Source organism: Priestia sp. KCTC 13724 (assembly GCF_056820425.1).
In genome coordinates this window covers 49,620-60,404 of the sequence record NZ_JBXDLD010000051.1, presented here as the reverse complement: position 1 = coordinate 60,404, position 10,785 = coordinate 49,620, and the positions used below count along the sequence as shown (strand labels likewise).

Genomic DNA, 10,785 nt, shown 5'->3' with positions numbered 1-10,785 from the left:
TCGAAAAATATTTTTTTGACACCCCACCAACGGCTCAAACCGTTGATAAATCAACATTTATAGAGGGAGAGTCATATATGAAAATAGCATTAATTGCACATGATAAAAAGAAAAATGACATGGTTCAATTTACAACTGCTTACCAACATATTCTAAAGAACCATGAGCTTTTTGCAACGGGTACAACGGGAATGCGAATCTCTGAAGCGACAGGATTATCGATTCATCGTTTTCAATCGGGTCCATTAGGTGGAGACCAAGAAATTGGTGCTCTTGTTGCACAGAATAAAATGGATATGATTATCTTCTTTCGTGATCCGCTTACAGCTCAACCTCATGAGCCAGACGTATCAGCACTTATGCGCCTATGTGATGTGTATGCTATTCCACTCGCAACCAATATGGGAACAGCTGAGGTTTTAATCCATGGTTTAGAGCGAGGAGATTTACAGTGGCGTTCAATTTTAAAACAATAGGGTGAAATAAAATGATTGAAAAAATAGATGTTCTTGCTTTTGGAGCTCATGCTGATGATGTTGAAATCGGCATGGGCGGCACTATCGCCAAGATGACTGAGCAAGGTTTAAAAGTTGTTATCTGTGATTTGACAGAAGCAGAACTATCGTCAAACGGAACGGTAGAGCTACGCAAACAAGAGGCTGAAAAGGCGGGACAACTTCTTGGTATATACAAGCGAGTTCAATTACAGATGCCGGATAGAGGACTTTTGTTACAGCGATCCTACATTAGAGAAATTGTATCGGTAATACGCAAATATCAGCCAAAACTTGTGTTTGCTCCTTATTTTGATGATCGTCATCCGGATCATGGAAACTGCGCGCGCCTAGTGGAAGAAGCCGTATTTTCAGCTGGAATTCGCAACTATACGGCAGAGCAAAACGTGGGGTCTCATCGACCGGATGGACTGTATTTTTATATGATTAATGGTTTTCATAAACCCGATTTTGCTGTTGATGTAACGAATACATTTGAAAAGAAAAAGCAAAGCTTACAAGCTTATGAAAGTCAGTTCATCAAACAAGCAGGAAGCGTGGAGACGCCGTTGGTCAACGGGTATATAGAAACAGTTGAAAGCCGAGAGCGCATGTTTGGAAAAGAAGTAGGCGTTCAGTATGCAGAAGGCTTTCTTTCTAAGAAGCCGCTGCTTATTTATGATGATTTAGTAGGTGGCGGTAGATGAAATTAAAAATTGGTATCACGTGTTATCCTTCAGTTGGTGGTTCTGGTGTCATCGCAACTGAATTAGGAAAGCTCCTTGCAGAAAAGGGACACGAAATTCACTTCATTTCCTCAAGTATGCCTTTTCGCTTAAATAAGGTATATCCAAATATTTATTTTCATGAAGTAGAAGTGAACCAGTATTCTGTATTTAAGTATCCACCTTACGATTTAGCACTAGCAAGTAAGATGGCAGAAGTTGCACAGCGTGAGAAATTAGATTTAATTCATGCTCATTATGCCATTCCGCATGCGGTGTGTGCGTTTCTAGCTAAGCAAATGGTGTCACCAAATCTAAAAATAGTAACGACGCTTCACGGGACGGATATTACGGTTCTTGGAGAAGACTCGTCTTTAACAGAACTAATCAAATTTGCAATTGAAAAATCGGATTGTGTAACTGCTGTATCTGATGCGTTAATTGAGCAAACGAATCAGCTCATTAATCCAGATAAAGATATTTGTACAGTTTATAATTTTATCGATGAGCGAGAGTACCATCGTAAAGATGTTGGTAATTTAAAGCAGGACTACGGTATTTCAGACGATGAAAAGGTCATTATTCACGTTTCAAATTTTCGTCAAGTTAAAAGAGTACAAGATGTTGTGCGTACGTTTAAACGAATCCATGAGCGCATTCCTTCTAAGCTTTTGCTCGTTGGGGACGGTCCGGATATGAGAAATGTAAGTCAGCTTGTAAAAGAATTGAACCTTGAGGATGCTGTACTGTTTTTAGGGAAGCAAGATAATGTAGCGGAGCTCTACTCCATTAGTGATTTAAAGCTTCTGTTTTCTGAAAAAGAAAGTTTTGGTCTCGTACTACTAGAAGCCATGGCTTGTGGCGTACCTTGTATTGGCACAAGAATCGGTGGTATTCCAGAGGTTATTGAAGATGGTGTAACAGGTTATATTTGTGAATTAGGGGACGTTGAAACAGCTGCGAGTAAAGCAGTGCAATTGTTAAGTGATCAACAGCTTCATCAACAAATAAGCAGAGGAGCTTTACAGGCAGTGAATCAAAAATTTCATTCAACGGAGATTGTAAACCAATATGAACAGCTTTATTACAATCTTTTACAACGTTAAGGAATGGAGGATATTATGAAAGAGCCTTTCATCCATCCATTATTTATTATTCACACACTACAACAAGCCGGACACGAAGCTTATTTTGTTGGTGGTGCTGTTCGAGATATGATTTTGCAGCGAAAAGTAGGTGATGTAGATATCGCGACATCTGCTCGTCCTGACGATGTTATGAGTCTATTTCCAAAAACAATTCATGTGGGGATTGAGCATGGGACCGTTGTGGTGCTTCATGAAGGAGAGCAATATGAAGTGACTACCTTTCGTTCAGAAGGGGAATATGCAGATTTTAGACGCCCGACATCTGTTCAGTTTATCTCATCACTGGTGGAAGATCTAAAACGTCGTGATTTTACCATCAACGCTATGGCTATGAATGAAAAAGGTGAAATTATTGATCCGTTTAATGGCAGAGAGGATCTACGTAACCAACTTATTCGTACGGTAGGGAATCCAGAAGAACGTTTTCATGAAGACGCGCTGCGAATGATGAGAGCTGTTCGTTTTGTGAGTCAACTAGCGTTTTCTATTTCAGATAAAACGAAGAGAGCTATTTCAGAGCATGGAAATCTATTGAAGCACGTATCAGTTGAACGAATTACCATTGAGTTTGAGAAGCTTCTTTTGGGTAAACGCCCCTCTTTAGCTCTTGCGCTTATAGCAGACACTAAATTATATGAGCATTTGCCGGGATTAGATATTGGTGAAGAAGCTTTTCGACGCTTGTGTAAATACGACTGGATGATGCTTGAAGATATATCGGAATGTTGGACGCTTCTTCTTTATTTACTAGGCGTTGATTTAGATCCATTTTTACGTAAATGGAAGCTTGCTAATCGACAAATAAAATCCGTGAAGCTTCAGCTTGGTGGACTTGAGGACGTATTAAAAAATGGTTGGTCAAAAGAAACGATGTATAAACTTGGAGAAGAGTCTTCTTTAAGAGTAAATCGAATTTTACAATTAGTGAGAAGTACTAATTATCTGCATACAACCTTGCTTGTTTCTCGTTATCGAGAGCTTCCTATTCACTCTATGAAAGAGCTTGCTATCACGGGGCAAGATGTTATGACGTGGCTAAATCGTAAGGGCGGTCCATGGCTTTCAGCCTTGTTACAAACCATAGAAATGAAAGTATTAAATGGTGAAATGAAAAATAGCAAAGCGTCGATAAAGGAGTGGATTCAGTCTTGCAAACAGATATTAGAAGAACGTTATTAGAGATGTTTACAAACGCAGAGGGTGAATATGTATCTGGCCAGCGCATTAGCGACTTGCTAGGCTGTTCAAGAACGGCGGTGTGGAAACATATTGAAGACTTACGAAAAGAAGGTTATGAACTGGAAGCTGTTCGAAAGAAAGGCTATCGTATTGTCACTAAGCCTAATAAAGTAAGTACAAACGAGCTGCTTCTTGGCCTGCATACGAAAAAAATTGGTCAAAACCTTCACTATGAGGAAACCGTGGAGTCAACACAAAAAATTGCGCATCGTCTTGCTCAAGAAGGAGCTGTAGAAGGAACGGTGATTGTAGCGGAAGAGCAAACAGCTGGTCGAGGTCGCCTTGCTCGCAAATGGTACTCTCCTAAATATACGGGAGTATGGATGAGCATTATTTTACGACCTGCCATTCCACCACAGCATGCACCACAGCTGACCCTATTAGCCGCTGTAGCGATTGTACAAGCGATACAAGAAGTAACGAATGTGCTACCTGATATCAAATGGCCAAATGATATTTTAGTGAACAATAAAAAGCTAGTAGGAATTTTAACTGAAATGCAAGCTGATGTTGAGCAAGTTCACTCTGTTATTATTGGGATAGGAATCAATGTCAATCAAAAGCTAGAACATTTTGATTCCGACATTCAACACTTGGCTACTTCTTTATCAATTGAAGAGCAAAAAGAAGTGAATCGCGCGGCCCTTATGCAAGCGATTTTCTTAAAGATGGAATCTTTGTATGAAGATTACTTGGAAAATGGTTTTGGATTAGTAAAGCATTTATGGGAATCTTATTCTATTAGCATTGGAAAGCGGATTATTGCACGCACTTTAAAAGCAACGATTGAAGGGCATGCAAAGGGGATTACAAACGATGGCGTCCTGCTGTTAGAGGACGATAACGGAACGGTTCATCACATTCATTCCGCTGATATTGAACTCTCTTCGAAATAAAACTAGAAAATGTAAGAATATTTCTTTATAATACGAGTATCAGGGTAGTATCGACAGAACTTCACCTGATACTCTTTTTTATAATTTATCGTTTACGAACTGCCTTGATCTAAAAAAGACTAGGACAGAGGGATGACAATATATAAGGACAAGCGTGTGCGTTTAAGCACGCTGTTTAGCTATAGACTACTTTTGTCAAAAACCTTCTTCCGCTTTAGTGTAAGAAGGTTTTTTGCGTTGTCATCTCCTCTAGTATAGGAGGAGATTTATGTTGAAAACGAAGCTGGATTTTTTAAAAATGAAACAGCAACAAGAACCAATTGTGATGCTTACTGCTTACGACTACCCGTCTGCGAAATATGCGGAAGCATCAGAAGTGGACATGATTTTAGTAGGAGACTCATTAGGAATGGTTGTGTTAGGATACGACTCAACGATTCCAGTGACGGTCGATGATATGATTCATCATACAAAAGCGGTGAAAAGAGGCGCGCCTAATACATTTATCGTAACAGATATGCCTTTTATGTCTTATCATATTTCAAGAGAAGAAACGATGAAACAAGCCGCTCGAATTATGCAAGAAAGTGGGGCGCATGCTCTAAAGGTAGAAGGCGCAGACGAAGTTATTTTTACAATTTCAGAATTAACCCAAGCAGGAATTCCGGTTATCGCTCATCTTGGCTTAACACCTCAGTCTGTTGGAGTTCTTGGGGGATATAAGGTACAAGGTAAAGAAGCGAGCGGAGCGAAAAAGTTGATTGAAGATGCCGTGAAATGTGAGCAAGCTGGTGCAATTGCAGTGGTTTTAGAGTGTGTACCTAAACAGGTGGCTAAAGATATTTCTACCAGACTAAGCGTTCCAACTATTGGAATTGGAGCAGGAAAGGAAACAGATGGTCAAGTGCTCGTCTATCACGATGTATTGACGTATGGGGTTGAGCGCTTTCCGAAATTTGTTAAGCCGTTTGGTAACATTGGGGACGTTGCAAAAAAAGGTCTGTCCCAGTATGTGCATGATGTTAAAGCTCGTGAATTTCCGGAAGAGAGTCATACATTTACCATGAATGATGAACAGCTAACGGCTTTATATGGGGGGAAGTAAGATGAAAGTAATCTCTACTGCCAAGGACATGCAGGAGCTTTCAATCAAGCTTCAGCATCAAGGAAAAACAATTGGATTTGTACCGACGATGGGGTTTCTACATGAAGGTCACCTCGCATTACTTAAGCAGGCACGTGCTGAGAATGATATTGTGGTTTTAAGTATCTTTGTTAATCCAACTCAGTTTGGACCAAACGAAGATTTTGATACGTATCCACGAGATTTTGAACGTGATGAACGCTTGGCAAAAGCGGAGGCAGCTGACTATTTGTTCTATCCAAGCGTAGCTGAAATGTATCCTGGTCAAGCTTCTGTTTCCATATCGGTTATTGATCGTGTGGATGTACTTTGTGGAGCAAAGCGTCCAGGACATTTTGACGGTGTTGCAACAGTGCTGACAAAACTATTCCATCTCGTGCAGCCAAACCGAGCATACTTTGGGAAAAAGGATGCTCAGCAAGTAGCCGTGGTGCATGGGTTGATTACTGATTTTAAGTTCCCAATTGAGCTCGTGGCAGTTGATACGGTGCGTGAAGAAGATGGCTTAGCAAAAAGTTCAAGAAACGTAAACTTGCTAGATTCTGAACGTAAAGAAGCGCCAGCCTTATATCAAAGCTTGCAAAAAGCCAAGCAGTTAATTGAAAGTGGCGAACGTGACGTTGAAATGGTTAAAACGGAAATTGAAAGAACGATTAAAAAGAATACAAGCGGTACAATAGATTACGTAGCAATTTATTCTTACCCAGAGCTAAAGCCTTTAGACAAGCTAGATGGGCAGTTTATTATTGCAATTGCTATACAATTCTCTAAAGCTCGATTAATTGATAATATTATTATGGAAATTTGACCATAGAAAGAGGGTTTCACGATGTTCCGAACAATGATGAATGCAAAAATTCATAGAGCACATGTAACAGAAGCAAATTTAAATTATGTAGGAAGTATTACGATTGACGAAGACTTAATTGAAGCTGTAGGTATCCAGCCAAATGAAAAGGTGCAAATCGTAAACAATAATAATGGTGCTCGCTTAGAGACGTATGTTATACCGGGAGAGAGAGGCAGCGGGGTTGTTTGTTTAAATGGTGCGGCAGCACGCCTTGTACAGCCTGGAGACGTTGTTATTATTATCTCTTATGTACTAGTAGCTGAAGAAAAAGTAGCTGATCACCATCCAACGGTAGCCATTATGGATGAACACAACAAAATTAAACAATTGCTTAAACAAGAGCCAGCTGGTACAATTTTATAATATTATCCCCCTTAATCGAGGGGGATTTTTTTGAGCGAATATAAGCTCTACATAAGTAGTTTCGTATAGAAGCATGTATTTTCTTTTATACTATAAGAACAGGCAGGTGAGGTCATGATGATGAATAAACGCTTTGTTGTTGTTGATTTAGAGACGACAGGACATTCTCCAAAACAAGGAGATCAAATTATTCAATTTGCAGCCGTGGTTGTTGCAAACGGTCGCATAGTTGAGCGTTTCTCAACGTTTTTGAACCCCAATATACCAATTCCTCCTTTTATTTCACAACTGACAAATATTCATCAAAAAATGGTCGAAGATGCCCCGACGTTTGAGGATATTTCCGAGAAAATTATTGAACTGTTAGAAGATGCTTATTTTGTAGCACATAACGTTGCTTTTGACCTTAATTTCTTACAGGAATCATTAGCTCAAAGCGGGTATGATAAGCTGTATCCATCCACGGTGGATACGGTCGAATTAGCGCGTATGCTTCTCCCTACAGTAGAGGGGTATAAGCTCAATCAGCTGGCTGAATATTTAAATTTAAATCATGATCAGCCTCATCAAGCTGACAGTGATGCTGAAGTGACGGCGAAGATCTTACTTCTATTAATGGAAAAATTAAATAGTCTTCCTCTTGCAACATTAAAGCAGCTATACACGCTGTCTTTGCATTTGAAAAGTGAGATTGGTGAGTTGATTCAAGGTATAATGAATGAAAAGCAAGATGATTATCATGAAGGTTATGATTTTGTTCATGGCTTAGCGCTTAGAAAGCAAAGGCCTGTTGTGAAGCCATCGGAAGTTCTTGTTACATACGAGGAGTTTCAAGAACAAAGGGAAACTTTAGCATCAGTGTTTAGCTCATTTGAAAAGAGAACGGGTCAAGAAAAAATGATGAATGCAGTCCATGAGAGCTTAATGGATAACGAACACGCACTTATTGAAGCGGGAACTGGTATTGGAAAAACGATTGCTTATCTAATTCCGTCTGCTTTTTATGCTCAACAGCATAAAAAGCCAGTAGTTGTTTCAACGCATACTGTAACGTTACAACAACAGCTAATGGAAAGAGATATACCAATGTTAAAAAAGCTTATGCCATTTGAGCTAAGCGCAGCAGTTTTAAAGGGGCGTGAACATTATCTTAGCATTCGGAAATTTAATCAGTTTTTAAAAGAGCGCAACCATAACTATGATGTTATTCTAACGAAAGCAAAGCTATTGATTTGGTTGACGGAGACGGACACAGGCGATGTTGATGAAATCAACTTACCGTCAGGTGGAAAACTATTTTGGGAACAGCTGAATGAAAGCAATCCTTCCCACTTAGACTTTAAGCATCCGTGGAACCAACATTCTTTTTATAATCGTGCACAGGAGCGTGCAGCACAAGCTCAGATTATCATTACAAATCACCGTCTTCTTTTGTTAGACGTTGTAAGTAAGCGGAACTTACTTCCAAGCTATGAACAGGTTGTAATTGATGAAGCGCATCATTTCGACACGATTGCAAGCGAAGAGCTTGGAGGGAGGTTAGATTACTTTTCCATTCATGCCTTGTTGAGCAGGATTGGCTTGTTAGACGATAAAGGTTTGTTAAACAAAGTACATAAGCTTTGTCAAAAACATGATATAAGGCTAAATACGAAAAAACTAGAAGAAATGCTAGAAAAGCTTCGCATTGAGTGTGATGACTTATTTCGTCTTGTCCATGCGTATGTAATGAAAAAAAATAAGCAAACGGATAGTGAAATTGGGCGAGTGAGCTATCGCTATAATGTTCAAGAAGAGAATACTCTTCATTGGCATACCATCCAGGAACAGGCATCTCGAGTGAGATTTTTAATGAACGATATTCTATCTCTTTTACATGCTGATTTTCAGGTGATGGATTCCTATCAGGAGCAGCTTACAAAAAGGGAACAGTCCCATATTCATGAGTTAACAAGCGCAATTGAACAATTTCATCATCTGTCGAGTGAGTTTGCGGACTTTTTCTTCCAGCCGCATCTTGAAGAGGTAACGTGGATTGAAATAGAGCCAAAAGGAGCGGCAAACGCTACTTTTTTATATCGTCAACCGCTCTCGGTAGCGGACACGTTAGCAGATACGTTTTTTGCGAAAAAGCAAAGCGTTATACTAACTTCTGCTACGCTAACGGTCAATCATTCTTTTTCATATATTATTGAACAGCTTGGTTTATATGATTTTCAACCACTTCAAATGACGATACCGTCTCCATTTGACTATCGAAGCCAGGCAAAAGTATATATCCCAAAAGATATGCCAGCTGTAAATGATGTAACGCTTGAAGAATATAGTGCGATTATGGCAGAAAGTATTTTAGATATCGCATCTATTACTAAAGGGCGCATGCTTGTACTATTTACCTCTTATGAAATGTTAAAAATGACGTATCAGTATATGAAAGAACTAAATGATTTAGAGGAATTTGTCATCCTTGGTCAAGGAGTCACAACCCGTAATCGAAATCGATTATTAAAAGACTTTGCGCAGTTTTCACAATCGATTTTATTAGGAACGAACAGCTTGTGGGAAGGCATTGATCTTCCTGGTGAATTAGTATCTAGTCTCATCATTGTTCGCTTACCTTTTGCGTCACCACGACATCCATTTCTAAAAGCAAAATTCGAGCAACTCCGAAAAGAAGGGAAAAATCCATTTATGGACTATTCACTACCTCAGGCTGTCATTCGTTTCAAGCAAGGATTCGGAAGACTAATTCGAACCAAGCAAGATAAAGGATCTATCTTTATTTTAGATAATCGTATGATTACAACGATGTACGGCTCTCATTTTCTTCATTCTTTGCCGGATGTAGATATCGTAAGTGAGTCATTTTCGGTAGCACTTCATGATTTTGAAGCATGGTGGACGTCAAAAAAGCTTTAGCATACTCAGTGCTAAAGCTTTTTTTGCATAGCTCTTCTTGTAGATGTACACGCTAAGAGTGGAAAACACAGGAAGTGAGGGTGTTTAATATGATTAAACGAAATATGTTAATATGGGCGGTATGCTTATGCTTTTTTAGCAACGGTTCTACCGTGCAAGGGGCTAGTCAAGTGGACTTTAGCCTTAAAGAAGATGAAGCAGCAATTTCTTTTTTTCCTTTATTCGATGGAGAAGCCACGCTTTTGCAAGACGGAACGGATCGAGTTATTCTCATTAATACAGGTAGTAAAAAATCGCGAAAAGAGTTGGCGTATTGGCTGGATTTTTATCATATTAAGCAAATTAACCAAGTGATTATTACAAAGCAAAGCGAGAAATACAACGGAAATGTAGACTGGGTTACAAAGAAATATCAGGTGGAAGAAGTAGTTTTGCCTAAAGGCTCAAATGATTTACAAAGTCAACATATTCGCATGTGGCAAGGTAGGGATGTGTATCAGCTATCAAAGCATATTCATGTATCTGTTCTTTATCATGAGGAAGTAAATTCACCCTCAATGGATTTGATAATAGCATTCGGCGAGCATCAAATGCTTTATATGAGTAACTCAGCATCTACTATTGAGAGGCATTTGCTTATGAAGCCATTAAAAAAAATAGACTTGATTAAACTCGCAAATTTTGGTGAAGGTGAGCCGCTGTCTGAGTCGTTTTTAAAGCAGTTAAACCCTCAGATTGGTGTTTTATTCTCAAAAGAAGACCGTACTATTCATCCTGAGCTTGTATCAAGATTAACGGATGGATGGGTTGAGTTATACGATACAAATAAAAGAGAATCGCTTTCTATTAAAATGTCACCTACCATCTATGACGTCATGAAATTTAAGAAGACTACCTAAATTTCTTTTGCAAAAGAAAGAGAGATAATTATAATGAAAATAGAGAGGCTTTAGAGGGAGCGGAACGAATTCTCTCAGTTTGATTTTATGTTTAGGTGGGGAATACAA

The 10,785-nt window shown here is 39.1% G+C and carries 10 protein-coding genes; all 10 read left to right on the top strand.

Annotated features, from left to right (window positions below):
• Positions 1-77 precede the first annotated feature (77 nt).
• Complete coding sequence (gene mgsA / locus AC1UFB_RS07670) at positions 78-476, top strand: methylglyoxal synthase (protein WP_025907347.1); 399 nt, start codon at positions 78-80, stop codon at positions 474-476.
• Positions 477-487: 11 nt separating this feature from the next.
• The gene (gene bshB1 / locus AC1UFB_RS07665; protein WP_025907348.1) at positions 488-1,201 is read left to right on the top strand and encodes a bacillithiol biosynthesis deacetylase BshB1; all 714 of its coding nucleotides are present in this window, start codon (positions 488-490) and stop codon (positions 1,199-1,201) included.
• On the top strand, positions 1,198-2,325 hold the full coding sequence (gene bshA / locus AC1UFB_RS07660) for an N-acetyl-alpha-D-glucosaminyl L-malate synthase BshA (protein ID WP_061785565.1): 1,128 nt from the start codon (positions 1,198-1,200) through the stop codon (positions 2,323-2,325). Before bshB1 ends, bshA begins: the two co-directional genes overlap by 4 nt.
• Positions 2,326-2,340: 15 nt before the next feature.
• Positions 2,341-3,546, top strand: a complete 1,206-nt coding sequence (locus AC1UFB_RS07655) for a CCA tRNA nucleotidyltransferase (protein WP_100347456.1) — start codon at positions 2,341-2,343, stop codon at positions 3,544-3,546.
• Positions 3,516-4,502, top strand: coding sequence for a biotin--[acetyl-CoA-carboxylase] ligase (locus tag AC1UFB_RS07650; protein WP_061785564.1), 987 nt, complete (start codon positions 3,516-3,518; stop codon positions 4,500-4,502). Before AC1UFB_RS07655 ends, AC1UFB_RS07650 begins: the two co-directional genes overlap by 31 nt.
• Positions 4,503-4,773: 271 nt before the next feature.
• Positions 4,774-5,607: a 3-methyl-2-oxobutanoate hydroxymethyltransferase gene (gene panB, locus AC1UFB_RS07645; RefSeq protein ID WP_100348197.1), complete on the top strand. Its 834-nt coding sequence runs from the start codon at positions 4,774-4,776 to the stop codon at positions 5,605-5,607.
• Position 5,608: 1 nt separating this feature from the next.
• The gene (panC, locus tag AC1UFB_RS07640) at positions 5,609-6,454 is read left to right on the top strand and encodes a pantoate--beta-alanine ligase (RefSeq protein WP_025907357.1); all 846 of its coding nucleotides are present in this window, start codon (positions 5,609-5,611) and stop codon (positions 6,452-6,454) included.
• A 21-nt stretch (positions 6,455-6,475) separates the two neighbouring features.
• A complete protein-coding gene (gene panD / locus AC1UFB_RS07635) occupies positions 6,476-6,859 on the top strand; it encodes an aspartate 1-decarboxylase (RefSeq protein ID WP_076513283.1) in 384 nt (127 codons plus the stop codon).
• 117 nt (positions 6,860-6,976) lie between these two features.
• Complete coding sequence (gene dinG / locus AC1UFB_RS07630; RefSeq protein WP_482588907.1) at positions 6,977-9,778, top strand: ATP-dependent DNA helicase DinG; 2,802 nt, start codon at positions 6,977-6,979, stop codon at positions 9,776-9,778.
• Between the two features lie 89 nt (positions 9,779-9,867).
• Positions 9,868-10,677 (top strand): ComEC/Rec2 family competence protein, encoded by an 810-nt coding sequence (locus AC1UFB_RS07625; protein ID WP_025907363.1) that lies wholly within the window; start codon positions 9,868-9,870, stop codon positions 10,675-10,677.
• Positions 10,678-10,785: the final 108 nt, after the last annotated feature.

Bases quoted from the DNA above. Each gene is read 5' to 3' on its own strand.
- panD (WP_076513283.1), top strand. From the start codon at position 6,476: ATGTTCCGAACAATGATGAATGCAAAAATTCATAGAGCACATGTAACA.
- AC1UFB_RS07625 (WP_025907363.1), top strand. From the start codon at position 9,868: ATGATTAAACGAAATATGTTAATATGGGCGGTATGCTTATGCTTTTTT.
- bshA (WP_061785565.1), top strand. From the start codon at position 1,198: ATGAAATTAAAAATTGGTATCACGTGTTATCCTTCAGTTGGTGGTTCT.
- mgsA (WP_025907347.1), top strand. From the start codon at position 78: ATGAAAATAGCATTAATTGCACATGATAAAAAGAAAAATGACATGGTT.
- panC (WP_025907357.1), top strand. From the start codon at position 5,609: ATGAAAGTAATCTCTACTGCCAAGGACATGCAGGAGCTTTCAATCAAG.
- bshB1 (WP_025907348.1), top strand. From the start codon at position 488: ATGATTGAAAAAATAGATGTTCTTGCTTTTGGAGCTCATGCTGATGAT.
- dinG (WP_482588907.1), top strand. From the start codon at position 6,977: ATGATGAATAAACGCTTTGTTGTTGTTGATTTAGAGACGACAGGACAT.
- AC1UFB_RS07655 (WP_100347456.1), top strand. From the start codon at position 2,341: ATGAAAGAGCCTTTCATCCATCCATTATTTATTATTCACACACTACAA.